This window comes from Bacillus sp. D386, assembly GCF_006346415.1.
The window spans coordinates 70,427-97,275 of record NZ_VEMV01000005.1 but is presented as its reverse complement, the minus strand read 5'-3'; the positions used below and the strand labels follow the sequence as shown (position 1 = coordinate 97,275).

26 protein-coding genes and 1 pseudogene are annotated in these 26,849 nt (G+C 37.5%); 16 read left to right on the top strand and 11 right to left on the bottom strand.

The window, feature by feature from the left end; all coding sequences use genetic code 11:
- The first annotated feature begins 57 nt into the window (after positions 1-57).
- From FHY45_RS15445 to FHY45_RS15435, 3 genes are all read left to right on the top strand, one after another.
- Positions 58-561: a DUF2798 domain-containing protein gene (locus FHY45_RS15445; RefSeq protein ID WP_066104627.1), complete on the top strand. Its 504-nt coding sequence runs from the start codon at positions 58-60 to the stop codon at positions 559-561.
- 313 nt (positions 562-874) lie between these two features.
- Positions 875-1,342, top strand: coding sequence for an inner membrane protein YiaA (gene yiaA / locus FHY45_RS15440; protein WP_066104623.1), 468 nt, complete (start codon positions 875-877; stop codon positions 1,340-1,342).
- A 171-nt stretch (positions 1,343-1,513) separates the two neighbouring features.
- Positions 1,514-1,864 carry a VOC family protein gene (locus tag FHY45_RS15435; RefSeq protein WP_066104619.1) on the top strand — a complete coding sequence of 117 codons (351 nt, stop codon included), beginning with the start codon at positions 1,514-1,516 and terminating at the stop codon, positions 1,862-1,864.
- A gap of 158 nt (positions 1,865-2,022) precedes the next feature.
- Here the strand turns inward: FHY45_RS15435 and FHY45_RS15430 are convergent, their stop codons facing one another.
- From FHY45_RS15430 to FHY45_RS15420, 3 genes are all read right to left on the bottom strand, one after another.
- The gene (locus FHY45_RS15430; RefSeq protein WP_139892412.1) at positions 2,023-2,706 is read right to left on the bottom strand and encodes an amino acid ABC transporter permease; all 684 of its coding nucleotides are present in this window, start codon (positions 2,704-2,706) and stop codon (positions 2,023-2,025) included.
- 20 nt (positions 2,707-2,726) lie between these two features.
- Positions 2,727-3,587 (bottom strand): transporter substrate-binding domain-containing protein, encoded by an 861-nt coding sequence (locus FHY45_RS15425; RefSeq protein WP_066104615.1) that lies wholly within the window; start codon positions 3,585-3,587, stop codon positions 2,727-2,729.
- Positions 3,588-3,849: 262 nt separating this feature from the next.
- Entirely contained in the window at positions 3,850-4,275 is a 426-nt protein-coding gene (locus FHY45_RS15420) for an HIT family protein (RefSeq protein ID WP_066104612.1), read from the bottom strand.
- A gap of 109 nt (positions 4,276-4,384) precedes the next feature.
- Between FHY45_RS15420 and FHY45_RS15415 the strand changes: the two genes are divergently transcribed.
- The gene (locus FHY45_RS15415; RefSeq protein WP_175354268.1) at positions 4,385-4,738 is read left to right on the top strand and encodes a DUF3221 domain-containing protein; all 354 of its coding nucleotides are present in this window, start codon (positions 4,385-4,387) and stop codon (positions 4,736-4,738) included.
- Between the two features lie 71 nt (positions 4,739-4,809).
- On the opposite strand, the gene FHY45_RS15410 is transcribed toward FHY45_RS15415, so the two are convergent.
- Positions 4,810-5,907, bottom strand: a complete 1,098-nt coding sequence (locus FHY45_RS15410; protein ID WP_066104608.1) for a YkvI family membrane protein — start codon at positions 5,905-5,907, stop codon at positions 4,810-4,812.
- Positions 5,908-6,092: 185 nt separating this feature from the next.
- Between FHY45_RS15410 and FHY45_RS15405 the strand changes: the two genes are divergently transcribed.
- The 3 genes from FHY45_RS15405 to FHY45_RS15395 all read left to right on the top strand — a co-directional run bounded on the left by FHY45_RS15405 (position 6,093) and on the right by FHY45_RS15395 (position 9,303).
- Positions 6,093-7,067 (top strand): ADP-ribosylglycohydrolase family protein, encoded by a 975-nt coding sequence (locus tag FHY45_RS15405; protein ID WP_257469140.1) that lies wholly within the window; start codon positions 6,093-6,095, stop codon positions 7,065-7,067.
- A 434-nt stretch (positions 7,068-7,501) separates the two neighbouring features.
- Positions 7,502-7,699, top strand: a complete 198-nt coding sequence (locus FHY45_RS15400; RefSeq protein ID WP_139892411.1) for a GH32 C-terminal domain-containing protein — start codon at positions 7,502-7,504, stop codon at positions 7,697-7,699.
- A gap of 344 nt (positions 7,700-8,043) precedes the next feature.
- A complete protein-coding gene (locus tag FHY45_RS15395) occupies positions 8,044-9,303 on the top strand; it encodes a cytochrome P450 family protein (RefSeq protein WP_139892410.1) in 1,260 nt (419 codons plus the stop codon).
- A gap of 84 nt (positions 9,304-9,387) precedes the next feature.
- On the opposite strand, the gene FHY45_RS15390 is transcribed toward FHY45_RS15395, so the two are convergent.
- Together FHY45_RS15390 and FHY45_RS15385 are read right to left on the bottom strand one after the other, a co-directional pair.
- Positions 9,388-10,122, bottom strand: coding sequence for a glucose 1-dehydrogenase (locus FHY45_RS15390; protein WP_066104599.1), 735 nt, complete (start codon positions 10,120-10,122; stop codon positions 9,388-9,390).
- 311 nt (positions 10,123-10,433) lie between these two features.
- Positions 10,434-10,829 (bottom strand): SpoIIAA family protein, encoded by a 396-nt coding sequence (locus FHY45_RS15385; RefSeq protein ID WP_066104589.1) that lies wholly within the window; start codon positions 10,827-10,829, stop codon positions 10,434-10,436.
- A 386-nt stretch (positions 10,830-11,215) separates the two neighbouring features.
- On the opposite strand from FHY45_RS15385, the gene FHY45_RS15380 reads away from it, so the two are divergent.
- Positions 11,216-12,295 (top strand): hypothetical protein, encoded by a 1,080-nt coding sequence (locus tag FHY45_RS15380; RefSeq protein ID WP_066104585.1) that lies wholly within the window; start codon positions 11,216-11,218, stop codon positions 12,293-12,295.
- Positions 12,296-12,511: 216 nt separating this feature from the next.
- Here FHY45_RS15380 and FHY45_RS21260 read toward each other — a convergent pair.
- Both FHY45_RS21260 and FHY45_RS20630 read right to left on the bottom strand, forming a co-directional pair.
- Positions 12,512-12,784, bottom strand: a pseudogene (locus FHY45_RS21260) (GNAT family N-acetyltransferase); the annotation flags it as partial.
- A 44-nt stretch (positions 12,785-12,828) separates the two neighbouring features.
- Positions 12,829-13,005 carry a hypothetical protein gene (locus FHY45_RS20630; RefSeq protein ID WP_180349997.1) on the bottom strand — a complete coding sequence of 59 codons (177 nt, stop codon included), beginning with the start codon at positions 13,003-13,005 and terminating at the stop codon, positions 12,829-12,831.
- A 509-nt stretch (positions 13,006-13,514) separates the two neighbouring features.
- On the opposite strand from FHY45_RS20630, the gene FHY45_RS15365 reads away from it, so the two are divergent.
- The 4 genes from FHY45_RS15365 (at position 13,515) to FHY45_RS15350 (ending at position 19,091) form a co-directional block, all read left to right on the top strand.
- Positions 13,515-14,471, top strand: coding sequence for an acetylxylan esterase (locus FHY45_RS15365; RefSeq protein ID WP_066104581.1), 957 nt, complete (start codon positions 13,515-13,517; stop codon positions 14,469-14,471).
- Positions 14,464-16,698 carry an alpha-galactosidase gene (locus FHY45_RS15360; RefSeq protein WP_139892409.1) on the top strand — a complete coding sequence of 745 codons (2,235 nt, stop codon included), beginning with the start codon at positions 14,464-14,466 and terminating at the stop codon, positions 16,696-16,698. Before FHY45_RS15365 ends, FHY45_RS15360 begins: the two co-directional genes overlap by 8 nt.
- Before the next feature lie 21 nt (positions 16,699-16,719).
- Positions 16,720-18,111: a glycoside hydrolase family 1 protein gene (locus tag FHY45_RS15355; protein ID WP_066104572.1), complete on the top strand. Its 1,392-nt coding sequence runs from the start codon at positions 16,720-16,722 to the stop codon at positions 18,109-18,111.
- A gap of 95 nt (positions 18,112-18,206) precedes the next feature.
- On the top strand, positions 18,207-19,091 hold the full coding sequence (locus FHY45_RS15350) for an ROK family protein (protein WP_066104569.1): 885 nt from the start codon (positions 18,207-18,209) through the stop codon (positions 19,089-19,091).
- 423 nt (positions 19,092-19,514) lie between these two features.
- On the opposite strand, the gene FHY45_RS15345 is transcribed toward FHY45_RS15350, so the two are convergent.
- Together FHY45_RS15345 and FHY45_RS15340 are read right to left on the bottom strand one after the other, a co-directional pair.
- Entirely contained in the window at positions 19,515-19,808 is a 294-nt protein-coding gene (locus FHY45_RS15345) for a hypothetical protein (RefSeq protein ID WP_139892408.1), read from the bottom strand.
- Between the two features lie 153 nt (positions 19,809-19,961).
- Positions 19,962-21,155, bottom strand: a complete 1,194-nt coding sequence (locus tag FHY45_RS15340; protein ID WP_180349996.1) for an AGE family epimerase/isomerase — start codon at positions 21,153-21,155, stop codon at positions 19,962-19,964.
- 455 nt (positions 21,156-21,610) lie between these two features.
- Here FHY45_RS15340 and FHY45_RS15335 point away from each other — a divergent pair, with 455 nt between their 5' ends.
- The 4 genes from FHY45_RS15335 to FHY45_RS15320 all read left to right on the top strand — a co-directional run bounded on the left by FHY45_RS15335 (position 21,611) and on the right by FHY45_RS15320 (position 25,908).
- A complete protein-coding gene (locus tag FHY45_RS15335) occupies positions 21,611-22,546 on the top strand; it encodes a glycoside hydrolase family 113 (protein ID WP_139892406.1) in 936 nt (311 codons plus the stop codon).
- A gap of 155 nt (positions 22,547-22,701) precedes the next feature.
- Positions 22,702-24,006, top strand: a complete 1,305-nt coding sequence (locus FHY45_RS15330; RefSeq protein WP_139892405.1) for an ABC transporter substrate-binding protein — start codon at positions 22,702-22,704, stop codon at positions 24,004-24,006.
- Between the two features lie 136 nt (positions 24,007-24,142).
- Positions 24,143-25,024, top strand: a complete 882-nt coding sequence (locus tag FHY45_RS15325) for a carbohydrate ABC transporter permease (RefSeq protein ID WP_066104552.1) — start codon at positions 24,143-24,145, stop codon at positions 25,022-25,024.
- 2 nt (positions 25,025-25,026) lie between these two features.
- Positions 25,027-25,908 carry a carbohydrate ABC transporter permease gene (locus FHY45_RS15320; RefSeq protein WP_139892404.1) on the top strand — a complete coding sequence of 294 codons (882 nt, stop codon included), beginning with the start codon at positions 25,027-25,029 and terminating at the stop codon, positions 25,906-25,908.
- A gap of 85 nt (positions 25,909-25,993) precedes the next feature.
- Here FHY45_RS15320 and FHY45_RS15315 read toward each other — a convergent pair whose 3' ends face one another.
- Positions 25,994-26,590 (bottom strand): DUF624 domain-containing protein, encoded by a 597-nt coding sequence (locus tag FHY45_RS15315; protein ID WP_139892403.1) that lies wholly within the window; start codon positions 26,588-26,590, stop codon positions 25,994-25,996.
- Between the last annotated feature and the right edge of the window lie 259 nt (positions 26,591-26,849).

Genomic DNA, 26,849 nt, shown 5'->3' with positions numbered 1-26,849 from the left:
ATATATGTCTTGATGATACGTCTGCCATCTGAATTTTTCATTTTTCGGAGGGTATATATGCATAGAGAAGATAGGTTGCCACAAAACGCAAGAGAAGGCATATTATTTATGCTCATCATTTCAATCATCTCAGTAAATACGATTGCACCAATTATTATGGGATTGGAACGTGGTTTCAGTAAAGAAAATTATATCGAAACCTTAAAGATTATTCCAATTATGTGGATCATTGTTGTTTTATTGGTGAGATTTGTTGCTGGACCTGTGGTTGGTAAAATAATGCCTAAATTCATAGGTAAAACAGATGGATTCAATGCAAGAGTTTTAATGAATACATTTTTCAATGTAACCGTTCTATCCGTCCTTTTAACCATTATCGGTACCTGGGTTGGCTCAAAACAAATCAGCTTAGAACCTTTTCAAAATTTCTTTTTGAGCTGGTTTAGGAATTTCGGTGTGGCATTTTGGATTGAATTAATAGTAGCACAGCCAATTGCCAGATTTGTAATGAAGAAAATCCATAAGAGAAAAGCGAATAGAGCAGAGACAGTTAACGTATAAGATCTGTGAGATTCTCAGAGATTGTGAGATCAATCTGCAAAATAATAAAGTTCAACCAGAACAAGACTGGTTGAACTTTTTATTTTGCTCATTATATTTTTTGTGTCGGTACTTATGTTGGGTGTTAAAAGGCTAGGATATTCACCACAATCTTGATTAGTCGCATGCTATAATAGGCCCTTGTGAAGACAATTGAATAACGAAAAAAGGATAATATGTACTAATTTGTAAGAATATTCTATACAATAGATATAGAGGCGGAATTCCGCTTTACATAATTACTATTTATATAGAGGAGAGGTGAAAAGACTCAGTGTCGAATGAGAATGAATATTTATTAGATAACGAACAAAGTGTTCCAAAAAAGAAGGTCGAAAGACATCCTGGGGAACCAACGACTGCTTTTAAAGGTGCTACCTGGGCGGCTTTATTGGTAGGGGTTGCTGCTTATCTAATAGGATTATTTAATGCTTCAATGGAATTAAACGAAAAAGGGTATTATTTCGCAGTATTAGTATTTGGACTTTATTCAGCAGTATCATTACAAAAGGCGGTTAGAGATCGAGATGAGGATATACCTGTGACAGCCATCTATTATGGAATTAGCTGGTTTGCTCTTATTGTTGCAATCGCCTTGATGGGCATCGGTCTTTATAATGCGGGAAGTATTGATTTAAGTGAGAAAGGATTTTATGGTATGTCCTTTGTATTAAGTGTATTCGCTGCCATAACTGTTCAAAAAAATATTAGGGATACGCAGAAGGCTAAAGAAAAAGATTGAGTCATTTATGAAATCAAAAGCAGATACTCCTTTTTGTTTCAAGGGCTATCAGAAGTGGCCCCCAAAAGTCGGATATCAATTCTAACTTTCGGGGGTTATTTCAATTTCTATAGGAAATACACTTTCTTTGATGGAATTTAATTATGGAAAATAATTAGAAGGAGTAGAAGAATGGAAGGACTGGTAAAGAGAATTGATACCGTATTTTTAGAGGTAAGCGATTTAGACTACTCGATTAAATGGTATTCAGAAAAATTAAGATTAAATATGAGATGGAATCGAAATGGGTATGCTGCCTTCACAATAGGAGAAACCTCGTTAACCCTTGTTCAATCAACAGACGCAAAACCTGCAAAACACTACCCATTTAATTTCTTTACAACTAACATAGATGAAGTACATAAGTTCTTTATAGAAAATGAAGTAGATGCCGACGAAATAGCTGATTACCCGGATATACGAACCTTCGATTTTAAAGATCCGGATGGTCATATTCTTAACTTCTGTCAATTTAACGAATAACGACTTGATAGCAGGGTTTGTTCCCTGCTTATTTTCTATCAATATGAAAAAAGGATAGATTCTCTATCCTTTTTATCCAATAAACTGTGCCCTACGGAATTTCATATAAATGTCTCCGAACAATAGAAATTGAGTGAGGAGTGGCTTTAGCAGCCATTCTATTTCTGCAAATACACCTCAGCTCTTTTTTCTAAATAGCGCTGCAGAAGAGAAACAGCCGCACATATGCACCAATAGATCATCGCTACAAGTATGTACATCGTCATATAATCAAATTCCCGTCCTCCGACGATTTTGGCATGCTGAAATATTTCAGGGACCGTTATCATCGCTGCCAATGAAGAAGCTTTGATTAAATCCAGCAACACATTAGAGAGAGGTGGTAGCGAAATTCGGACAGCCTGCGGAAGGATAATCCCTCCCATGGTTTGCCAATAGGATAAACCCAATGATTGTGAGGATTCCCATTGTCCTTTATCGACAGAACCAAGAGCAGAACGGTTGATTTCAGCAATATAAGCTGCACTGTTAAAACTGAATCCAATAATAGCCGCTTGCATGGCAGTAAATTCAATTCCGATAATCGGAAAGCCAAAATAAAGAATAAAAATAATCACAAGAATGGGTACACCGCGCATAAAAGAGATGTACATGCTGGCTGGCCAGCGCAGCCATTTACTTTTTGAACTCCGTCCAAGAGCCAAAAAGAAACCAATGATCAATCCCAAAGCCATACTGATAAATGAAATCAAGAGGGTATTCGATAAGCCTTCAAGAACATATGGCAATGAATCGATTGCTAATTCTGGGTTAAATATATATTGCCATTGGATATCTGCCATATAAATTCCCTTTCAATCACTTATTTAACTGAGTCCAACTGAACTTCTTTTGTAACGTCTGCGCTGTCATAGAATTTTTTAGAGAGCTCCGCCATTGTTCCATCCGTTTTCATTTCTTCCAATACCTTGTTTATTTCGTTCAACAAGTCACTGTTATCCTTTTTCATCAATATGGCTTGATTGCTTGGGTTGTATTTTATATTAGGATGTACGGTAATATCGAATTCTGGAAATGCAGCTACAGCTAAACGCTGGGTATAATAATCATTTAGAATAATGTCAGTTCTGCCAGTAGAAACATCTCGCAAATATTGATCATTTGTTGCATTGTCATAGATGACTTCTTCAGCTCCATGTTCACGTGCCACTTCCATATATGTAGTTGTTGCTTCTCCAGCTGCTTTTTTCCCTTTTAAACTATCAAGATCTTTAATGCCGGATAAATCTGATTTTCTAACGATGGCAGCGCCGAAGGAATATTTATAGGGTTCAGAAAAAGAAAATTTTTCTCTTCTTTCCTCAGTAGCTGTAATATCATTGACAGCGATGTCAGTTTGTCCATTGTTGATGGAGGCTAGCATTCCATCAAAGGCCATTTCAGTAAATTCAGCTTCTAGGTTTAATCGTTTAGCTACTTCACGTGTTACTTCCACATCGTATCCGGTTAATTCATTTGTTTCAGAATCATGATAGGAAGCGGGATATAAGGTTCCGGAAGTTGCAACTTTTAATTTGCCGGATTCTTTAATGGCTTCCCAGCCGGTTTTTTCCTCTTTTTTGCTTTCTTCCCCTTTGTTATTACTGCATGCAGCAGTAACCAAAGCTAGCATTGCAATTGCTAGAATTGATACAAGTCTTTTAAAGCTATTTGTGGTTATCATATTTTCACCTCGCCTACCATTATATTTGAAAAAAATGTATATGTCATTTGGGAATAAACTTGAAAGGGTATCGCGCGAAATAGAGCGTAGAAGAAATGCAAAAGGGAACAAAATTACTAATGAATGGGAGGGCACAGATGAAGGGGATAGCAGGAGTGATGCTAGTTTACTAAATTTAATAAGTTTAGTCTGGTATACAAAGCAATAAAAAAGAAATAAACGGGTGTAGTATAATGGAATGAATAAAAAAAGGTAGTGGAAATTAATCCAAAACCTTTAGCATTTCGGTGATCTTTCTTTTCGTCTCTTCCAAGTCGTATTCCTTTTCTCCAAGTGTTTCTCCATCTTCAGAATAGAAATCTGCAAAATTTTGTCCTTCATACCGCGGAACTACATGCATATGAAAATGTGTTAATTCATCAAATGCTCCACCGTTCTGACAGACTGTAATGCCATCCGGATTAAACAAAATTTTTATCACTTTTGATAGCCTCTTTGCTGCCATCATTACGGAGCTTGCCGTATTATCGTCAAATTCATTAAAGTATCGAACATGTTTTTTAGGTAAAATCAAAACGTGTCCTTCGTTATAAGGATCAATATCTAAAATACAACAAACATAATCATCTTCAAAAACTACATAAACATTTTCTTTTTTATGTGCTAAATTACAGCCTAAACAATTCATTACAGCTCCCCCTTTATTAAATTATATACGTAATTAAAAAAGTGCAGAGGGGAATTTTAGGAATAACAGAATGAAGGTATTGATAAAGGTGGGTAAGGGAGGTGGAATCTTGAAGATTACGACGAAAGTTTCCCTATATATCGGGTTATCCTTATTGCTTCTCATCGTTCTTTATCTGTATGAACTTGAACGACAAATCGACTCACCTGGAATCGAAGGAACAATTATCATTAGCGAAGCCGATGCTGTATTCATTGTGCTCGATTCAAATTTTGAGAATGAGGACGTGGATTTGCCGATTGAGGAGCTGCAAGCCAAATATAAAAATGTCGGGCGTCTATCCATCCATCAAAGTGATTATAGAGGTGAACTAAAAACCGGACAAAGGGTGAAAGTATGGATGAGCCAAACAATGGAATCCTCTCCCCCTATCTTTAAAGCGATAAAACTGGAAAGATTGTAGCAGTATTTTCATTTATTACATTAAAAAAGCCCCGTGCCATAAATAGTACGGGGATAGAATCCTTTGAAGTTCTAGACTATTTTCTTTTCTTTTTCAGCTACGGGGTTTATGCGATTGATTTCAGGAGCATGGTGCTTAGATTTAATCCAGGACCAGCCAATTGCTGCCAGTAAAATAAATCCCACATAGCCCATGATTGGATACACGGTGTTTACCAATGTAGTAAAACCAGCAAAGCTAAGACCAAAACCAATTGCTCCGAATATCACAACTGAAGGATGAAAGAAGCGTCCTTGAGGAATGATTCGCACTGTGAATGCATAAAACATTCCCACGCATGTATTGTAAATCATAGCCAATAGAATAATAGATAGCAGGTTCCCGATTAAAGGTGAGATACTATTAGCTAAAAATAAAGTAGGCATTTCTACAATTTGCATATTAGCCATATCAGTCATCATACCTATATTAATCAGCAGCATGAGTACACCGAGCAGGATACCGCCCATAATTCCGCCAATAGCTGCTTGTTTTTTATTTTTAAACGTTCCGCTAATAACAGATAGCATAGAGAAACCGACAGCAACATTAAAGGATACATAAAGTAATGCGGACATGAACCAATTTGAAGCCGCTGCTTTGTCTAAATCAACATTACGCTCTATGTCTATAGGAGTGATTCCATTTTTAATTAGCGCGTATCCTGATATAAAAATCATAATAACTAATAAAAATGGTGTGATTGAGCTAATGATAGAGATGATTTTCTCTACCTTCAATAGCATGGTCAGGATGGTGATAACTGTCATAAATAGTGAACCCCAGATGGCAGAAATCCCAAACTGTTCCTCAACAATTGATCCTGCGCCTGCTATCATAATTACACCAACGCCAAATAAAAAGAACGATAAAATTATATCCAGTGCTTGACCAAGAAAACGTCCGCAAAGAACCTCGATGATTTCTTTATGTGAGGTGGCTTGCATATGGCTGCTCAGTTGAGAGAGCTGCATGGCAATAAAGGAAAATAAGACAGTTGCCAGCAAAATAGCAGGTATACTGTAAAAGCCAAAATTCGTAAAAAACTGCATGATTTCTTGGCCAGAGCCAAATCCCGCTCCAACAATGACTCCTACAAATGCACCTGCTAGGTATAAACTTTGTTTCATTTTATCAGTCCTCCTTTATGGTAGTTTGGAGGGATATCCAAAAATTAAGTATTCTGATATATTAACATATTCATTCTATTTTAACAAATTGAAGGAAATGGAATTAAGTTTTTGGGAAATCCCGTTATAGAAGAAAGGTTAGTTTGGTAAAATGAGATAAAAGACAGTATAAGGGAGGATTCCATATGACAAGAAAAGTAGATGGAGTTCCAGCAGATACAATGAAGGAAAAGATATATTCAACCATTATAGGCGGGATTATTGGGGATGCTCTTGGTGTACCGGTAGAATTTAAAGCCAGAAATGCCGGCGTTACAGATATGATCGGTTATGGGACCTATAATATGCCTCCTGGAACATGGTCTGATGATACATCACTAACGATGTGCCTGATTGAAAATTTAATTGCAGGAAAAGATGAAAATGATTTGATGAATCGCTTTGTTTCCTACCAGGATAAAGGCTACTGGACCCCATATGGTGAAATGTTCGATATCGGCATTGCAACCGCAAATGCTATTAGCCGTTATAAGCAAGGTGTACCGGCTGTTCAGTGTGGTGGGAAAACGGAATATGATAATGGCAATGGCGCACTTATGCGTATAGTGCCACTTGTATTTACATTATCGAAAGAGCCAGATTTTCAGACGAGGAAAAAGGAAATAGAGAGAATTGCGCATGTCACGCACGGCCATCCAAGATCTACCCTTGGTACAATTATTTATGTGGAATTTTTGCTGAATATGTACGATCAACATTCACCTTTAGAATCCTTGAAAATTGCACTCAATACATGCTGGGAACAGCTTGGATCAGAGAATGAGTATCAACAAGAATTTGCTTCATATGAAAGAATCTTTAGTCTAAGCTTGCTTGAAGCAGACCGCGATGATATTCGCTCGGATGGATATGTTGTTCACTCACTTGAAGCTGCTTTGTGGTGTTTCTTTAAATCTCAAACCTATGAAGATGCCGTTCTTGAAGCGGTCAATCTGGGCAATGATACTGATACGATTGCTTTTATAACGGGAACTATAGCTGGTATGTATTACGGGATGAAAAATATTCCGGAAAAATGGGTGAATGCCCTGGTCAGTCAAGATAAAATCATAGACCTCTGTGATCGCTTTTATGGCTATTGCGTGGAGAAAGCGAAATAATTTTATAGATAAAATATATGAAATCACTAAAATAGACCTGCTCAGGAAGTCTGCAAAAACGACTTTAGGACAGGTCTTTTTTAAAAGGCTTTTTTTTCGCATAGATTGTCGCTCTGAATAGAAAGAAAGAAGTACTTCTTATATAGATAAATATGTCTAAAGGTAGTGAAATCCCATTAATCTCAACCTTTCGTAAAAAGTATGACAAGAATAATTTACTTTTTATGGTATTGTAAAAAGACATATTCGGCTGAAGAGCAGGCTAATCAGATAAATTAAACTTTTAGACGGAAGAAGCTATCTTGATGGTTATCTATAATAGGCAGTAGAGTTTTCTAGGGCTTGAGACTTAACTTAAAATACTTCTATAGCTCATTTTTATTAGCTTGTTAGTAACGTATGCTTGAAAAAAAGAAAGTGGGTTATAGAAAGCAATGAAGATAGAGTCAAGAACGTGTAAACTGGATAGCCTAAAGACGATGCAAATATTTATAGATACCTCTTCATTAGAAATATTTATTAATGAAGGAGAAGAAACATTCACAGCCCGTTATTTCCCTAAGCTAAAAGAAAAAGAAATTCTTTTTAGTAGAGAAGGACGATTTGATTTGATGAAATGGGATCTTGCTTAAATAATTTCCTTATCATGACTTGTATAAATGCCTATTATGGCTTTTGTGCAGGTCTTTTTTTGTAAATATAAGTTTTTTCACCCATGACATTGTGTCTAGATGAGCAAAAAGTATTTATTATAAAAGGGATATATTTGCATATGACAGAAAGGGATTCTTTGAAGCTACACATTCATTCTACCTATATTAAAAAAGTACTTTACTCGCATTTACTCTATAGCAGGGTAATAGTATCCTAAGAAATAGTACACAAATTAGAGTACTAAAAATAGAGTATTGTATCAGAGCTTACAATCATTAAGAATATGTAAGGCTAAAAGAAAAGATGGAAGGAAGGTAGATTGATGAATAAGACAGAAGAAATGGTTTCCAACCAGGTTCTGGGTGTATTAAGTGGAAAGAGTAATGAAGATCCATTTTCTGTATTTGCAAAAATGCGCGAGCTTGGGCCTATCGTTTCTATTCCCAACCCTTTGGGAGAGGCAGATCGTCAAGCTTGGATGGTTGTACATATGGATGAGGCAGTCCAAATCCTTAAAAATCACAAACAATTTACTGTAGATCCTTCCTCTATTGATGGAGAAAAGGGTTTTAGAGATAAAATTTATAGCGAGGTAGATACATCAGCACCTGACACATTTTTTACCGGCAAATCAATGCTTTTTGTTGATGGTACGGACCATAGGAGATTACGGATGTTGGTCTCAAAAGCATTTACACCAAGATATATGGAAGGCTTGCGACCGCGTATTCAAGAAATTGCAGATGAATTACTTGATAAAGTTCAATCTAAGGGTGAAATGGATCTTGTAAAAGACTATGCTTACCCATTACCAATTAATGTGATTTCTGAAATGTTGGGGGTGCCATACGCAGATCGTGAAAAACTCAATATATGGTCCTCCGCGATTGCGAAGGGGATGGGCTGGGGGAGACAAGACCCTACTGTAGCAGCCCATTTACAGGAATTTGGAGAATACACCCAAAACCTGGTTGCAGAAAAGAGAGCCAATCCTTCTGATGATTTAATTAGTCAGCTTATTGCGATTGAAGCAGAAGGAGAACGTCTTGAAGAATCAGAATTAATCTCAATGATTACTTTATTAATTTTTGCTGGGCATGAAACCACCTCAAACTTAATCGCAACGGGATCGATGTTGTTGTTTGAACATCCTGAACAACTTGAAGCATTAAAAAGCGATCTAAGTTTAGTTCCATCAGCTGTAGAGGAATTATTACGTTTCAACGGTCCATCTACAAGTGTGGGTCCACGCTTTGCAAAAGAGGATGTAGAGATAGGCGGCAAAAATATTAAAAAAGGAGATATGGTTCTTGTGACGGTAAAAGCCGCGAATCGAGATGAGGAAGTATTTACTGATTCAGAAGGGTTAGACGTGAAGCGGAAAATAGATCATCACCTAGCATTTGGACATGGTGTCCACACCTGCTTAGGAGCTCCGCTTGCAAGAGTAGAGGGAGATATTGCATTTACTACCCTATTAAAACGTTTTCCTGACTTAAGACTGAATGTACCTCAGGAGGAAATTCAATGGCAATTTGCCCTTTCCTCAAAAGGAATCGATTCACTTCCTGTTGCTTTTTAGTATATATAATAACAAAAAGCCAAGACCTTGATTTAAAAGGTTTTGGCTTTTTGGTTATAAGTATTAAATTAATGCCTTTAAGTTTTATTGTGCTGTTAAACCACCATCAATGATGAATTCACTGCCAGTTGAGTAGCTGGACTCATCAGATGCCAAGTAAAGCACTAAGTTAGAAACTTCTTCAGATTGAGCCACACGTTTAAGAGGAATGTGTTTAGCAAATGCTTCTACGGCTGCTTTTGTATCTTCTTGTACAACCATTGGTGTAGCAATGACACCTGGGTGAATAGAGTTTACACGAATACCGTAATTTGCACATTCGATTGCAGCTGCTTTTGTCATACCGCGTACTGCAAATTTAGTATCTGTATAACCGATAGCACCAGCAACGATTCCGTTCATAGACGAGATATTAACAATCGATCCACCGCCAGCTTTTTGCATGGCTGGAATAACTGCTTTCATTCCTAAGAATACAGAAAGTTGGTTAATATCCACGATACGGCGATAATCTTCCTCAGTCATGTCTAAAATAGATTTTGCCATTGTAATACCAGCGTTATTGACTAAGACATCGACTTTTCCAAATGCTTTTTCCGCTTCTTCTACAACCTTTGCCCAATCTTCAGCACTAGTAACATTTTGTTTTACAAATAAAGCGTTTTCCCCAAGTTCAGCAGCTGTAGCTTGACCTTTTTCTACATTAAGGTCTGTTAAAACTACTTTAGCGCCTTCTTCTACTAATCTACGAGCATGTGCCGCGCCCATACCTTGAGCCGCTCCAGTAATAATAGCAACTTTACCTTCCATACGTGCCATGATGGCATTCCCCCTCAGCGCCTAATATTTAGTATTAGGCATATTATCCTACACTTATAAATTACCAAATAAATGTTCCGTTTGTCCATTATTTAGGATTAAATATCATTATATTTACATAATTTATCCATTTTTGACGAATGTTAAGAAGGCACTGCTTTCATTAGAAAAAAGAAAGTAATATAGTAGAAGATTACTCTCTTTTAAGGATCGTTAATTTATAACTGAATCGAAGTATGGCTAGCTAATAGATTAATAACACAACCAAAATAACTCCCTAAAAAACTGTAGGGAGTTAATTACTGGCTATTTTAAAGAATGACATTTGTCGGATCGTCACTGAGTTGTCTATATCCGAGTATCCAATTCCAAGCATCATCCAGCTGATCGGAGTCAAAATGCTTAGCTTCAATGCCCGGTACCAAATTACTGAGCGTTGCAATCATATTGGACCAACTCTGATCTGCTACAATTGCAATCTTGTTAAATTGATTCATTCGTTTTGTATCGAATTTGATTCCTTCTGCCAGACCTTTAAGGCTGGCTCCATCAACGTTTTCAATGACAGCTAGTAAATTAAATTCCTTACCATCCAATAAATTTTCTTTTACAAAGTTATCTAATTTACGTGCATCTTCTTCAGTCGATTTCCCGTACATTTCTACTGCGATAGTAGAAGGATCCTTACTTGGTAAAAATGTTAGCATTTCTATTCCTCCTTATGCATCGTTTTATTACACAATTCCCCTGTAGAACAATGTCAAACCAATAATTTACTATTTACAGATACTTGAAAAAACCATCATAATACATATGAGCAAATTTTAGGTATTTTATACTGATAAATCAATTAGAAGGGCGGGTAACTTGGACTATATAAAGTGATATAACAATTTTTTTATCTATTCTTTAGTTTTAACGCTCGACCGTAACATGGATTCTTGGCATGGAATAGAAGCGAAAAGGTATTTAGGCCTCTAAAAATCCAAGTGGTAAAGGAAGCGTTAGTAAAACAATAGAGGTGACAGGTATATTGCCATATACCTTGGCAGGATTAACCTATAAATAACATCATAGATTGGAGATATGTACAGTGTTTATGTTTATCGGTATGGCTGGTTTTTTAGCATTTATAGTTTATTTGATTTTGTCAGTGATTTCCGGCTTACGAAAAACAGGTAAGGCAAAGAAACACCTTAAAATGGCTGCAATCATGTTTGTCGTGTTTATGGTTGGTGCAATGAACAGTTCAGATGAGCTGGAAGAAGCTCCAGTGGAAACAGAGGCAACCGTAACGGATGAAAAGCAAGAAACAGCAAAAGAAGAGCAAAAGGAAGAGATTGCTCCTTCTGCCGTAGCAGATGTAAAAAATGCCATTCAAAAAGGGATGGATTATCAGGATTATAAGCAAATAGAGCAAGATCAATTGAACGTGGAAACAGGAGAGACCTACTCAATTGGAAATGGAAATGAAGGACATGTATTAAAAGCGACAGATGGATACGTGGTAGTTGGAACGGACTATTCGAAAGTGCTGTCAGTTGAATCATTTGCGAGTAACGAAGAAGCTAAATCCTATGCAGACAGATTAGTAAAAGAAGCTGAGGCAGCTGAGTTGGCTGCAAAGGAAAAAATCTATGAAGAGTCCAAAATAAAACTAAGCGGTTCAGGTGATGAATCAACAGATATGATTAATCTGCAAGCTGGATTTGCCGTTTTTGAAGGAAACTACACTGGCGGTAGTAACTTCATTGTGAAATTGATGGATGAAGCAGGCAATAATGTAGAATTGTTAGTCAACGAGATTGGCAGCTACAAAGGAAAGACGTTTGCCATGATTAATACGACTGGTAACTATTATTTAGATATTAAGGCATCTGGTAACTGGAATTTCTCTATAAGTCAGCAAATTCCACCAACCCCAGCTGAACTTCCAACTGAAATCAGTGGAGAAGGGGATGATGTTGTTTTTGTAAGAGCCGGCGGCGGAAACTATAAATTTACATCCACACATCAGGGATCCTCTAATTTTATCGTTCGTATTAATGGAACGGGCTTACTTGTCAATGAAATCGGAAACTATAGCGGCTCCACCCGCAATAAACTGGAAAACGGTGATTTTGCGATTGTAGTCAAAGCCGATGGAAAATGGTCAATTAAGATAGAAGAATAAAAACAGCTCAGTAGAATGATGTTTCACCCCGAAAGTTAGAGTGAACTGCACCCCCAATTGTTAAACGTGTGTCTAACAATTGGGGGGCAGTTCACTTTTGGGGTATTTTTGTTTTGAGAAGGCTCTATTCGTAAACATTGTTGTTAATGAAAAAAGAGAGATAGCATACCGCTGTCTGCTTGTGCCTCTGCAGTCGTTAGCATAATAAGGAGGTATTTAGAAGTAGTCAGGAATATCAAGTGATAGCGTGGCGAAAACATTTTTCTTCGAATAATACATGCAAATGCTGTCTTCATATTTTTGACTATCATTTGGTAGAACAACAAAACCTAATCTTTTGTAAAAGTCTATCCCAATATCACTATAAAGGAAAAAGTTATTACAGTTATCATCCTGTTCTAATTTATTTATTGTTTTATTGACCAAAGTAGTAGCATATCCGTTTTTTCTTAAATAAAAAGGAGTAACAATTGAACCAATACCTTTTACAACTTGTTTTCCAGAAAGATTTAGTTCATATACGACGAGGGAGCTTAATAATTGCTTTGTTCCTGTTGCTTCAAGAACGTACCATTTCCCCTTTTATACTTACTAGAGTTTTCACACATAGTTATATATTCTTTAAATGGTAATTTATCTCCCCAAACATCATAGCCCATCTTATAAATTTCTATCATATCCTCTTTTGTTGCTTCCCTAATTTTTCTCAAAGTATATATCCTTGTATTTATACGGTTTATATTTTCTTTTTGATTTTAAGGTTATTAAGACCTCTATTCTAATTGCACTAAACTGTATCTTAGCAACATAAAGAGTTCAACAGAAAGGGATATTAATCCTATTTGTAACAATGCTCTGTTAGTAGTGAATATATATATAATGACTTAGGCTTTAACTTAATAGAAGGACATGACCCTCCGAATTAAATATGATGGCATGAGAACCAAATCTAAAAGTATCATTAAAAGCCAAGTTTATCTCCCATCCTTAGATTATTTTGTTGCATTTTACTAGATAACTTATTCTCCGCCATTACTGTTTAATCCTCTGTTCAGCCATACTAACAAGTAAAATGTGAATATTTTATGTAAAATGATAAGTCTATTTTACTAGTAGAATTAAATTTAAAAGGATTTACATATTTTCATAAAATATATACATTTACATAATTTTGTATATTCTTTATAATGAAAGCGATACCAAAAGAAGGGGTGTTCTTATGAAAGCAGAAAAAGTCATCCATCAATATCAGAATTATCTTGGAAGTGGAATAAAACCTGCGAATTTTGATGAATTTTGGGATAAACAACTGGAAGAGCTTGAACGGCTTCCATTGGATTATGAATTAGAGAGAGTTGAAATTCCTTCCCGAGTCGCTGATTTTTATAATTTGTATTTTATTGGTGTTGAAGGAGCAAGGGTGAGATGCCAATATGTTTGTCCGAAACAAGTAAATGGAAAAATACCCGGAATGCTTATGTTCCATGGATATCATGGAGACAGTGGTGATTTTGGCGATAAAGTAAGCTGGGCTGCTGAAGGCTTTTCTGTCCTTGCTATGGATTGCCGCGGACAGGGCGGGCTTTCTGAGAACAACTCTAAAGTAAAAGGAACAACGATGAAGGGACTCATCATCCGCGGTGTCGAAGAAGGGCCGGAAAGTTTGTATTTCCGTTCTGTATTTCTTGATACTGTACAGGCTGCCAGAATTTTGATGTCGATGGATGAGGTCAATGAAGAGGAAATATATATTCAGGGTGCCTCACAGGGCGGAGCTCTATCATTGATTTGTGCAGCGTTGGAACCAAGAGTGAAAAAGGTTGTTGCGCAATATCCATTTTTAAGTGATTACCGTAAAGCTTTTGAATTTAATATTACTTCTTCTGCCTATGAGGAACTTCATTATTGGTTTCGTTTCCGTGATCCGATGCATGAGCGTGAAGATGAATTCTTCAACACTCTTGAATACATAGATTTGCAACACTTTGCACCGCGAATTAAGGCGGAAGTAAAATGGGCGATTGCCCTTGAGGATGATGTTTGTTATCCAGCCCAGCAATTTGCGGTCTACAATCAAATCACTTCGCCAAAGGAAATGATTATCTTTCCGGAATATGGTCACGAATATTTGCCGAAGCTTGGTGACCGCGTAAAGGGGTTCCTATTATATGAATAAATTGATTAAAGTAAATAAAAACAAGCTTGAGTTTCATCTATCAAACAGTAAAGTAAGTTATTTATTCCGCGTGATGGACCAAATCAATCAGCTGGAGCATTTATATTTTGGGAAAAGTATTCGTCATCAGGAAAACTTCGACTTTTTAATGGAAAGAGAAGTACGTCCATCGAATAATCAGTTTGAGGGTGATCATACTTCATCACTGGAACATATCAGACAAGAGTATCCTGGTTTTGGTACCTCGGATTTTCGCTACCCAGCCCAGCAGGTTCGCTATCCAGCGGGTGACAGAATCAGTCGTTTTGAATATGCAGATTATCGAGTCATGGAAGGGAAACCAGTCCTTGCTGGTCTGCCGGCTACATATACGGAATCTCCTGAGGAGGCAGAGACGCTCGAAATTCTGCTGAAGGATGCGTATTCTGAGCTGACATTATATATATTCTATACGATTTATAAAGATCGGCCGGTTATTGCCAGAAGTGCTAAATTTACGAATAATGGTTCTGAAGACTACGAGCTTGAAACAGCGATGAGCTTAAGCATCGATTTTTCAGATGATAATTTTGAATTGATTCACTTAAATGGTGCCTGGACCCGCGAAAATCATCTTGAAAGGAAACCGGTTATAACAGGCGTCCAATCGATTTCCAGTACACGTGGAGCAAGCAGTCATGCTCATAACCCATTTATGGCGTTGGTTCGACCCGAGACAACGGAGCATGCCGGTGAGGCATATGGCTTCAGTTTAATTTACAGCGGTAATTTTCTCGCCCAGATTGAGGTGGATACATACAAAGTAACAAGAGCGATGATGGGCATTAATCCATTCCAATTCGCATGGAAGCTGAAGCAGGGTGAAAGTTTCCAAACACCAGAAGCCGTACTGGTTTATTCTGACTCTGGTTTAAACGAAATGAGTCAGGCATTGCACGACCTTTATCGTACTCGATTGGCGAGGGGAGTTTGGAGGGATAAAGAACGTCCGATTCTTATTAACAACTGGGAAGCGACCTATTTTGATTTTAATGAAGAAAAAATTCTTGAGATTGCACGTAGTGGTGCTGAGCTTGGAATGGAGCTGTTCGTCCTTGATGACGGCTGGTTTGGTCAGCGTAATGATGATAGCTCTTCATTAGGGGATTGGTTTGTTAATAGTGCTAAATTGCCTAATGGAATGAAGGGGTTATCAGAAAAGATACACGCCTTGGGATTAAAGTTTGGTCTATGGTTTGAACCGGAAATGGTCTGCAAGGATACTAAGCTATTTAAAGAACATCCAGACTGGCTAATCCAGGTTCCGGGCAAGAGACTATCTCACGGCCGAAATCAGTTTGTCCTGGACTTTTCCCGATCTGAAGTAGTCGAAAATGTATACGAACAAATGGATGCGATTCTATCAGACTGTCAAATTGACTACATCAAATGGGATATGAACCGCTATATATCAGAGGCCTATTCCATAGCATTGCCGGCGGATCAGCAAGGAGAGGTATGGCATCGTTACATTTTAGGTGTTTACTCCTTATACGAGAGGCTGATAGCGAAGTATCCTGATATATTATTCGAATCCTGTGCAGGCGGTGGAGGACGTTTCGATCCAGGGATGCTCTACTATGCACCTCAAGGCTGGGCAAGTGATGATACAGATGCAGTTGAACGGTTAAAAATTCAATATGGAACTTCATTCGTTTATCCATTATCCAGTATTGGCAGTCATGTATCTGCTGTTCCGAATCATCAGGTGGGAAGGACAACAAGCATGGAAATGCGCGCTAATGTTGCCTTCTTCGGTACATTTGGATATGAGCTGGATATTACCCTTCTATCGGAGGAGGAAAAGGACCAGATTAAGAAGGATATTACCTTTTTCAAGCAGCATCGCGCTTTGATCCAGCAAGGGACATTTTTCCGGTTATTAAGTCCGTTTACCAACAATGAAACGGCATGGATGGTTGTTTCAAAGGATCAAACGGAGGCGATTGTTGGCTATTATGAGGTTTTATCAAAGCCAAATCGTCCATATGAACGATTAAAGCTAAAAGGATTGGCAGAGGACAAAATGTACCAAATCAATGGAGACGGGAAAAGGTTTGGCGATGATTTAATGCAAATCGGTCTTCTTTTCGGAGAAAACTTTACCGGAAAAGCGGATGAATTTTGGTCCAGAGAGAAAACGAAGGATTACAATAGCAAACTATTTTATTTGAATTCAATAAACTAACTGTTTAGGAGAGAGGCAATCATGAAAAAGTTTCCGGATAATTTTTGGTGGGGTGCAGCTACCTCTGGTCCCCAAAGTGAAGGTAGATTTAATAAAAAACATGCAAATGTATTTGATTACTGGTACGAATTGGAACCTGAGGAGTTTTACAAACAGGTTGGACCTGATACCGCCTCCAATTTCTACAATAGTTATGTAAAAGATATTCAATTAATGAAGGAAATTGGTCTCAATTCTGTCCGGACCTCAATTCAATGGACAAGATTGATTGACGATTTTGAAACAGCGACTGTCAACGAGGATGGTGTTCGCTATTATAATGATGTGATTAATGAGTTCATTAAGCAAGGAATCACGCCTGTTATGGCACTCCACCATTTTGACCTTCCGGTTGAGCTATACAAGAAGTATGGCGGCTGGGAATCAAAGCATGTAGTTGACTTGTTTGCTAAGTTTGCGGGCAAATGCTTTGAGCTGTTTGGCGACCGCGTTAAGTACTGGTTTACTTTTAACGAGCCGATGGTCATTGTGGACGGCCAGTATTTATATCAATTCCATTATCCAAAGGTGGTTGATGGAAAAAAGGCAGTCCAAGTTGCGTATAACTTAAATCTGGCTTCCGCTAAAGCGATTAAGGTTTTCAGGGAGTTGGGTCTTCATAATCAGGGTGCAAAAATTGGAATCATTCTCAACCTGACTCCATCCTACCCGGCATCCAATAAGGAAGAAGACGTAAAAGCAGGGAAAATTGCGGATCTATGGCGCAATGAGATGTTCTTAAATGCGGCTATATATGGAGAATTCCCGGCACAATTGGTTGAGATTTTAACAAAAGATAAAGTGATTTGGGAATCAACGGAGGAAGAACTGGCGATTTTGAAGGCAAATACGATTGATACCCTTGGTGTTAATTTCTATCATCCGTCTCGCGTAAAGGCGCCGGATATCTCACCAAACAGTACAGCCGATTGGATGCCTGACCGTTATTATGATCATTATGATATGCCCGGCAGAAGGATGAATGTGGACAAAGGATGGGAGATCTATCCGAAGGCGTTGTATGATATCGCCATCAATATTCGTGATAATTATAAAAATATCGAGTGGTTTGTGTCTGAAAACGGAATGGGTGTTTCACGTGAGGAACGTTTCCTGAATGATGAAGGCATGATTGAGGATGATTATCGGATTGAATTCATTGAGGAGCATCTAGAATGGATCCATAAAGGAATAGAAGAAGGGTCAAATTGCTATGGTTATCATTTATGGACACCTATTGACTGCTGGTCATGGAAGAATGCGTACCGTAACCGTTATGGATTTATTTCGAATAACATCCATACGCAGGTGAAGACCATCAAGAAATCGGGTTATTGGATTAAAGAAGTTAGTGAAAATAATGGATTAAAGTAAGTGATTGATCAAGCACCTAATTTATATAGAATAACGGAACTGTTCTGCAAATTAGGTGTTTATTTATTATTCCAAGGGAGCAGGAAGTGAAAATCATGTCATTACTTGTTTTTGATATTGGCGGTTCGGCTGTAAAGTATGCGGTTTGGGATAAGGAAGAAATAGTAGATAAAGGATCATTTATCACTCCATCTACATGGGAGGAAATGAAAACATCCTTATTGCAGGTTAAACAGAAATTTGCTAATCAGTTCATGATTGAGGGAGTTGCAATCAGTTCACCTGGAGCTGTCAATCAAAGAAGAGGAGTCGTGGAAGGAGCAAGTGCTGTTCCCTATCTTCATGACTTTGAGATTTACCCTGAGCTAACAGAGCTATTCGGTTGCCCCATTTCCATGGAAAATGATGCGAATTGTGCAGCGCTTGCAGAAGTTTGGAAGGGTGCAGCTAAGGGGCTGAAGGATATTATTTTTGTAGTAGTCGGCACAGGTATTGGCGGTTCCGTGATTGTCGACGGAAAGATTCATCATGGAAAACATCTTTTTGGCGGAGAATTTGGGTATATGCTCTTGAACCATGATGAGACCTTCAGTACATTAGCAAGCCCGGTCAAAATGGCTGTCCGCTATGCGAAACGGTTCAATCTGCCAAGCGGAAAAATTAGCGGAAAAGAAGTATTTGAACTGGCGGAGCAGGGTGACAAAATAGCAATAGAGGAAACAGAAAAGTTCTATTATAGCCTGGCACAAGGAATCTATAACTTACAGTACAGCTATGACCCTGAAAAAATTATTATTGGCGGGGGAGTCTCGGCTAAACCAGATTTGATTCCACAATTACATCGTAAATTTAAGGAAATATTAGATAAGGTACAAATTGCAAAAATTGTTCCAGACATTGCTATTTGCAAGTTTGAAAATGATGCCAATCTTATTGGAGCAGTATACAATTATCATCTAAATCACGGCGAAAGCAAATAACAAACAAATCCTGCATCTATACCATGCAGGATTTTTATTTGGCCCTGTTTATAAAGGTTATTGCGAAGGGTTAGTAAAGGAGAAATGTTTTTGGTCTCATTTGTTTATTCATGTCCATCTGATTGTTTAAGTGAAATGCTTCGCAAACACGTTCAAGTATACTTGATGACCTCAATTTAGTGCCTATGGTAAATAGGTTAATCAAAAATATTACTTATAAAGCGAATGATCATCCTTGGTATAAACATTAAAATCTCCCAAATTATTTCACCAATGATCTCAAACAGGGATTCTTTAAAAAAGCCGTTTCTATTTCTCCTTCTATGTCTCATCTTCTTTTAACTCCTAATTAAAAATGATTGATTTGGAGCAAAACATTTACCTTTAAACAAATTCTCTTTCATTTCTTAATCGAACAATTAGCTAGATGAAGAAATAGTCTTCCGCTGCTATCAAATAAAAGAGTAGTGCACAAATAAACCAAATTAAGTAGCCTCTACGATTTGTTTCTTTTACTAAATAATTTTCTATACCATTTAATAGGAAGCTAGTTCCAAGCATAAGATACATCCAATAAAATCGACTAGTATACAACACTGGAAACGAAGCAATACCCATGCCAATCCATACAGTAATTTGTGCATACATAAGAGGTTTAACTGGATGTTCAACTTTTTCAAAGAACAAGCTCATAATATTTTTCATAATAGAATTCATATTTTATCCCCCATAGATCATTTCAGGAACTATCAGCTCTAAATTAACTTTACTGTAATAGTTTACCATTTTTAAGGTTATACAACTATACTAATTGAGCTAATATTAATGAAGAGGGATAAAATAAGGCTCTGCTTAAACAGAGCCTTTTATTTATTCTGGTAGTCTTTTAATTAGCTCATAACACATGCGGCCGTTATGATAAAATCCTTTCCAGGAGTCAGCGATATTTTCAGGTGTTTGGTATTGATTATTTCTGAGTGAGGAGATTATCTCTCCATGTTCATCAAGCCTTGAGAACCATTCGCCACCCGTACGAGGGTCGTGAATCTTTTTCTGAATATAATTCCAAGCACGTTCGCTGAGTTGGATAAATTGTTCATCTTTAGTAAGCTGATAAGCATTATAAAAGCCGATAACTGCCTCTGCCTGCGCCCACCAAACCCTTGTCTTATGTATGTTTCCTTCTTTTTTAGCATCATAGATAGATCCATCCGAATCAATGCCTTCAGCTGCAACCTTGTAAGCAATCTGCTTATTCATTTCTACAATATCTGGCCGGTCAAGACCGGTTATGTTTAAGGTTTCGGTTAAGAGCCAGCTCGTTTCGATATCATGGCCGTAGGAGTACGCCTCTTTTGTAGGCTGCCAGTTTTCATCAAAAGCGACTCTGCAAACATGTTCTGTAGGGTGATAGATTTTTGAATAAAACAAATCCAACAGATAATTGATTTTGCTCAACAGCTGCCTATCAGGCCAAACGCTATATAAATTTGTATAGGCTTCTAATAGGTGAAGGTGACTGTTAGTAGTAAAAACAGCACTGGCGCCTTCATTAAGCAGATGATGCTCGGTCTGTATCCAGTCCTGTGTAAATTCCTCTATGTAACCCCCGTATGTAGTAGAAAAACATGTATCTTCAAGAAGATGAAAAAGGTCAATGGCATAGGTTAAGGCTTCCTTATTGTCAGATGCCTTGACATATTCACTAAGTCCATAAATAGCAAAGCTTTGTGCATAGATATGCTTAGTTGCAATCAGAGGCTGTCCAAGGTAATCGACAAGCCAATAGATTCCTTTATGTTCTTGGTCCCATAACGCATTAATCAAGAAGTGGTAGGAATGCTCAGCGGCCCGCAAATATTTTTCATCTTTCGTGAGAAGGTAAGCGCCCGAGTAGCTCCACAGGTGACGTGCTCCTACCACACCTCCTTTAGGACTATCTTTGTGTAAGGTCAAATCATAATCCACAATTCCATATGATCCGCCATTATCATAATCTAATAGTTTTATCCAAAAGGGGAGAATTCTTTCGTTTAATTCCTTTTTAAATTCAACCTTTTCCAACTGGAACAGCCTCCTCATATCCTTCGACAATATTTTGGATCCATTTCTTCGATAACGTTCGTTTTACACCGAGAAGAGCCCGAATGATTTCATGTGAGCTTGCAAGGGCATATATAGCAACTTAATATAGCGTCTGCTCTAGGTTTTCTTTGATCATTTTCCAGGAAATAAACTCCTTTTTAACAAGCAACATGAAAAGAAGACTTGTCTGGACGAAATCATATTCAAACTGGAGATGATTAATAACTGAATCGTGATTGGAATGGTGAAGTAAAGCATTTTACGGTAGTATTCTTGTTTATGATCCATATCTGCACGTACTTTCAATTTTTTAATTTTGCTTTACGAAAATAAATGGAAAATATATAATTAATTTACAACAAATGTATATACTTATCAATCTATTAATATTACTTTTTGTTACATTTTGTTAAATCATTTGAAAGGAGAATATGATGGATTTTATTAAGGGATTTAGCTTTGGTTATATGAGTAAGCGCGGAGAATGGGAGGATGTGAAGGCAAAACAGTCTTTAAAATCTTTAAAAGAAAGATGCGGAATTGATCATGTCGTTTTAACGGTTGTGGCAGAGCAAGATCGACCCCAGTCCACTGTAATTAACTGGAGGGAACATCCGAATGTGGTCAGTGATGAAGAAATCATCGAGATGGTCCATTTTGCACAATCACTGGGTTTAAAGGTTATTTTAAAACCGATGGTGAATGTTTCGGACGGGACATGGCGTGCTCAAATTAATTTCTTTGATACCGATGTTCCGTGTGAGCCTAAATGGTCTGAATGGTTTGCCTCTTACAATGAATTCATTCTTCATTACGCGAAACTAGCTGAAGAAACGAAGTGTTCCATGTTTGTGGTCGGCTGTGAAATGGTCAATGCAGACCGCCGTGAAAAGGAATGGCGTGATTTAATAAATGAGGTCCGGAAGCTGTACAGCGGACTTGTTACTTATAATTGCGATAAGTACCAAGAAGATATTCTAAAATGGTGGGACGCTGTTGATGTGATCTCTTCTAGCGGTTATTATCCGATTGATAAATGGGAACAAGAGCTTGACCGTATTGAAAGCGTTGTCAAGAAACACACTAAACCATTTTTCTTCTGTGAAGCCGGCTGTCCGAGCTGGGAGGGTGGAGATTTGCTCCCAAATGACTGGACATTAAGAGGGAAAGCAGATGTCAATGTCCAAAAAGAGTGGTACGAAAAGATGTTTAGCACAACGGTAAAGCGAGATTGGGTAAAAGGATTTGCCTTATGGGACTGGAAAGCTCATTTATATCCTATAGAAAAGGCAGATTCTGATCAGGACTATGCTGTCTATGGAAAGCCGGCAGAAAAAGTTATTTATCGATATTATAAGGAAATCTTTTAATTTACAAGAATGAAAGATTGTCTGTTTTGTTGATAAAAAGTTACAACATTTCAAAAGTATTACTTTTTTGTAATAAAAGACTATACAAACTAAAACATAGGATGCTACAATATTTTTGTAAGCGTTTACCAAATTATACTTTGGAGGGAACTGGAATGAAGAAATTATTCCGTATGGGGGTTGCCGCAAGTGCTCTGGCCCTTGCATTAACAGGTTGCAGTGATAAGAGCAATAGTGATTCCGATTCTAAAGAGTCAGGAAAAGAAACAATCACTTTTATCAACCACAAGACAGACTGGACAGGTAATGGGAAATGGGATGAATACATAGCAGAGTTTAATAAAAATCATCCCGATATAGAAGTAAAAGTGGAAACGATTACAGACTATGCCGGTCAAATGCAAATTAGGATGAACTCAGAAGACTACGGTGATGTGTTCATGATTCCAACAACGATTAAGCCTGAAGACAATGCAAACTTCCTTGAGCCGCTTGGTAAACAGGATGAATTATCAAAGAAATATATGCTTTTAAGTGACCGTTCTTATGAAGGTACTTCCTATGGTATTCCGATTGCAGTTAATACGACTGGTGTCATCCTTAACATGAAGGTATTTAAAGATGCAGGTATTGATACTGTTCCAACAACACCAGAAGATTTCGTAGCTGCATTAGAAACAATCAAGAAAAAGAACGCGGATGTAACTCCTTTATACACAAACTACGCTTCCGGCTGGACATTAACTAACTGGGACTTCATCCGTACAGGTGCTTCCGGTGATCCGGATGTTACGAATAAAATGGTGAAAGATAAAGAACCGTTTGCAGATGGTAAAGTAATGAACACAAGCTACAAACTTTTATATGATTTAGCGGAAAAAGGTTTAACTGAAGCTGATCCTTCCACAACTGATTGGGAACAATCCAAACAAGATTTGGCAGACGGAAAAATTGCTGTTATGGTTCTAGGCAGCTGGGCAATTGAACAAGTTCAAGCTCTTGCTGAAAATCCAGAAGATATTCAGTATGCAGCGTTCCCAATTACCGCACAAGATGGCAAACAGTATGCTGCGATTGGCGGAGACTACAATATCGGTATTAATGCGAACAGCAAACAAAAAGAAGCTGCTCGTAAGTTCGTAGACTGGTTTATTGATGAATCTAACTATACAAAAGATACAGGAGCCATCTCTCCTAAGGTTGGCGAAGAAATGCCAGCAGCTCTTAAAACGATGGAAACAGCTGGAGTAGAATTTATCCAGGCTAATCCATCACCTAAAGGAGAAGAATCTCTATTTAGTGACATCAACAACACATCTGAAATCGGTATTGATACAACAGAAGCAACGAAGCAACGTATTATCGATGCGGCAAAAGGCAATACAAAAGAATCCTTTGATACCATTATGAAAGACTTGAACAAAAAATGGTCCAGTGCAATGGAAGAGGTTGGCAAGTAAGGAGAATCATCTTATTGAATATACTGGGGTGTTTGCAGAATTCATACTGTAACACCCCAGTTCCTCTAATACAGAAGGATTTGAAAAGTATCTTTGTCCATTAGGGCCAGCTAATGAGATAAGAGGAGTAAAAGCGATGAAAAAAATAAATTTGAGTTATAAGGCGCAGCGTCGTATTATCATTTTTCTGTTTTCAGCTTTACCTGTTTTTTTGCTTTTATTATTTTCTTATTATCCGCTAGTAAAAATGCTTCAATACAGTGTTACGGATTGGAATGGGATTAGTCCGACGAAGGAGAATGTTGGTCTCGCCAACTATTTAAAGGTCTTTACAAACCCAGAGTACTTTTCAGTATTTAAAGTCAGTCTCTACTATTTTGTAGCGACATTTATCCAACTGGGAATTGCTTTATACTTTGCCACGATCCTAACTTTCAAGGTGAAATTCGCAAACTTTTGGAAGGGTATTTTGTTTTTTCCGTACCTTTTAAATGGAGTGGCTATTGGGTTCATCTTCTTGTATTTCTTCAAAGCCGGAGGAACATTGGATACGGTCATGACTTTCCTTGGGTTAGATAGTCAAATCCAATTATGGCTTGGAGACCGTTCTATAAACAATATGTCCCTGGCGTTTACGTCGATTTGGAGATATATGGGGTTCAACTTCATCATATTCCTGGGAGCTATTCAGTCCATTGATCCTGAAATTTATGAAGCAGCGGAAATTGATGGTGCCAGCCGGTTCCAGCAATTTTTATACATTATTTTACCGAGTATCAAACAGATTGTGTTCCTGAATATCATTTTAGGAATAAGCGGTTCCCTAAGTGTATTCGATATCCCATACATTATGACGGGTGGATCAAATGGAACGAAAACCTTTGTCATTCAAACAATCGATACAGCCTTTAAGTACCAGAAGCTAGGACTGGCGTCTGCCATGGCCCTCATATTGTTAGTCATTGTCATCGTCGTGACATTAATTCAAAAATACATGACTAGAGAGAAAGAGGTGTGACCATGAAGGCAAATGTCAGTGTGACAGAACCAAAGATTCCAGCAAAGCAGGATCATGCATACAACATTAAGAAACTGCTTGGCGCCATTGTAAAATACGGCAGCTTACTGCTTGGAGTAGCGGTTGCTATTTTACCTGTATTGGTTGTGTTTATTGGATCATTCAAGTCAAAAGAGGAATTCCTGACAACTGGTGTTCTTGCTTTACCGGAACAATTTACGTTTGACAATTATACAAGAGCATTCATAGATGGCCAAATGACTGTTGGGTTTAAAAATACGCTTATCATCTTTATTGTTTCAATTGTAGGAAAACTCTTGCTTGGAACGATGATTGCATATGTTTTGAACCGATTTGATTTTAAATTGAAGAAACCTATTATGGGACTCTTCCTCCTTGCAACCCTGATTCCGGCAATCACTACACAGGTTGCAACATTCCAGATTATTGAAGGGATGGGCTTATTCAATACGATTTGGTCGGTTATTGTTCTGAATCTTGGTACAGACGTAATAGCTGTCTATGTATTCCTGCAGTACCTTAACAATATTCCAGTTTCATTGGATGAAGCAGCAATCATGGAAGGCGCATCTTACTTTCAAATATATCGCAAGATTATCATGCCTTTGCTCAAAGCTCCAATGATTACGATTCTTATTATTAGCGGTGTGGGAATCTACAATGACTTCTATAATCCATTCCTGTATATGCCGTCACCTGAATTGAAGGTTATTTCAACAGCGTTGTTTGCCTTTAAAGGACCATATGGAACGGATTGGCCGGTCATTCTTGCGGGCGTTATTATCGTAATTACACCGATATTAATCGTCTTCCTGGCCCTTCAAAAGTATATTTATAATGGAGTTTCTGGTTCAGTAAAATAAGTATTTCAAGTCCATTATAGTAGAGGAAGAAAAAACTGCTTGAAAGGAAGGATCTTCTTTTCAAGCAGCTCTTTTTATAAAGGTATTAGTTTGTCAGAATCTTAGGGATGAAGACTATTTTTTTGGTCGCAATGATTAATAGAGGCGGAGCCAAAAAAATAAAGGCAACTAAATTTACTTTGATTATTAAGGTGAAAGCTACGATCATCAGCAATATAACCAGGCTTCGGAGTGGATGGCGAATGCAAGTATCAAAAGCCAGTGCATAGATCCATTTTGCGGAATGAGTATTCTGTTGATCATGAGCAAGGAAGTAAATACTATAAATAGCAATGGTCCATAAAAGAAAAGTCCAGATCAAAATTGGTATTTGCAGCCATGTTAAGATAGGCAAGGCCTCGTGAAGCGGTGGATAGATAGACATCAGTGAAAGTCCGCTGAATAAAAACAATAGAAACGATAACCCTATATAACTTTTATTCTTTTTATAGGATTCTTGAAAAGCTGAACGGATTGAATCATCTTCTTTCCGGTGAATGAGTTCAACAGCATGGATCAGTCCGACTGAAGCGGAAACAAACCCATAGATGATTCCACCTCTAAGTATATAAAGCCAGAAATAATAGCTGGAAATAGTATATTGAGAGACGAAATCAATAAAAAGTTTTATCAGATTCTTCATGTTGGCCCACCCTAACTTTTACAATATATTCTATATATACCTTTAAATGATTACAAATTCAAGGGAAAGTTATAATCATTTAAAGATATAAGTATAATCATATCTTCAAGCATGATTTGATATTTCGATGTAATACGTTATATGGAATAGAACAAAGAATCAGGTCATTGATTACTATAATTTGCATACCTTTACTTTTACACTATATTTTTCCTGTGATAGTATTTATGATTGACTTATAAGAAGCGTTTAGGAAGGT

What these genes read in the sequence shown, in the direction of transcription:
- FHY45_RS15325 (WP_066104552.1), top strand. Translation starts at nt 24,143, where the DNA reads ATGAAAAAAATAAATTTGAGTTATAAGGCGCAGCGTCGTATTATCATT.
- FHY45_RS15350 (WP_066104569.1), top strand. Translation starts at nt 18,207, where the DNA reads ATGTCATTACTTGTTTTTGATATTGGCGGTTCGGCTGTAAAGTATGCG.
- FHY45_RS15320 (WP_139892404.1), top strand. Translation starts at nt 25,027, where the DNA reads ATGAAGGCAAATGTCAGTGTGACAGAACCAAAGATTCCAGCAAAGCAG.
- FHY45_RS15400 (WP_139892411.1), top strand. Translation starts at nt 7,502, where the DNA reads ATGAAGATAGAGTCAAGAACGTGTAAACTGGATAGCCTAAAGACGATG.
- FHY45_RS15435 (WP_066104619.1), top strand. Translation starts at nt 1,514, where the DNA reads ATGGAAGGACTGGTAAAGAGAATTGATACCGTATTTTTAGAGGTAAGC.
- FHY45_RS15445 (WP_066104627.1), top strand. Translation starts at nt 58, where the DNA reads ATGCATAGAGAAGATAGGTTGCCACAAAACGCAAGAGAAGGCATATTA.
- FHY45_RS15430 (WP_139892412.1), bottom strand. Translation starts at nt 2,706, where the DNA reads ATGGCAGATATCCAATGGCAATATATATTTAACCCAGAATTAGCAATC.
- FHY45_RS15385 (WP_066104589.1), bottom strand. Translation starts at nt 10,829, where the DNA reads ATGCTAACATTTTTACCAAGTAAGGATCCTTCTACTATCGCAGTAGAA.
- FHY45_RS15395 (WP_139892410.1), top strand. Translation starts at nt 8,044, where the DNA reads ATGAATAAGACAGAAGAAATGGTTTCCAACCAGGTTCTGGGTGTATTA.
- FHY45_RS15315 (WP_139892403.1), bottom strand. Translation starts at nt 26,590, where the DNA reads ATGAAGAATCTGATAAAACTTTTTATTGATTTCGTCTCTCAATATACT.
- FHY45_RS15425 (WP_066104615.1), bottom strand. Translation starts at nt 3,587, where the DNA reads ATGATAACCACAAATAGCTTTAAAAGACTTGTATCAATTCTAGCAATT.
- FHY45_RS15410 (WP_066104608.1), bottom strand. Translation starts at nt 5,907, where the DNA reads ATGAAACAAAGTTTATACCTAGCAGGTGCATTTGTAGGAGTCATTGTT.
- FHY45_RS15345 (WP_139892408.1), bottom strand. Translation starts at nt 19,808, where the DNA reads ATGAATTCTATTATGAAAAATATTATGAGCTTGTTCTTTGAAAAAGTT.
- FHY45_RS15330 (WP_139892405.1), top strand. Translation starts at nt 22,702, where the DNA reads ATGAAGAAATTATTCCGTATGGGGGTTGCCGCAAGTGCTCTGGCCCTT.
- FHY45_RS15360 (WP_139892409.1), top strand. Translation starts at nt 14,464, where the DNA reads ATGAATAAATTGATTAAAGTAAATAAAAACAAGCTTGAGTTTCATCTA.
- FHY45_RS15355 (WP_066104572.1), top strand. Translation starts at nt 16,720, where the DNA reads ATGAAAAAGTTTCCGGATAATTTTTGGTGGGGTGCAGCTACCTCTGGT.
- FHY45_RS15420 (WP_066104612.1), bottom strand. Translation starts at nt 4,275, where the DNA reads ATGAATTGTTTAGGCTGTAATTTAGCACATAAAAAAGAAAATGTTTAT.
- FHY45_RS15365 (WP_066104581.1), top strand. Translation starts at nt 13,515, where the DNA reads ATGAAAGCAGAAAAAGTCATCCATCAATATCAGAATTATCTTGGAAGT.
- FHY45_RS15335 (WP_139892406.1), top strand. Translation starts at nt 21,611, where the DNA reads ATGGATTTTATTAAGGGATTTAGCTTTGGTTATATGAGTAAGCGCGGA.
- FHY45_RS15390 (WP_066104599.1), bottom strand. Translation starts at nt 10,122, where the DNA reads ATGGCACGTATGGAAGGTAAAGTTGCTATTATTACTGGAGCGGCTCAA.
- FHY45_RS15405 (WP_257469140.1), top strand. Translation starts at nt 6,093, where the DNA reads ATGACAAGAAAAGTAGATGGAGTTCCAGCAGATACAATGAAGGAAAAG.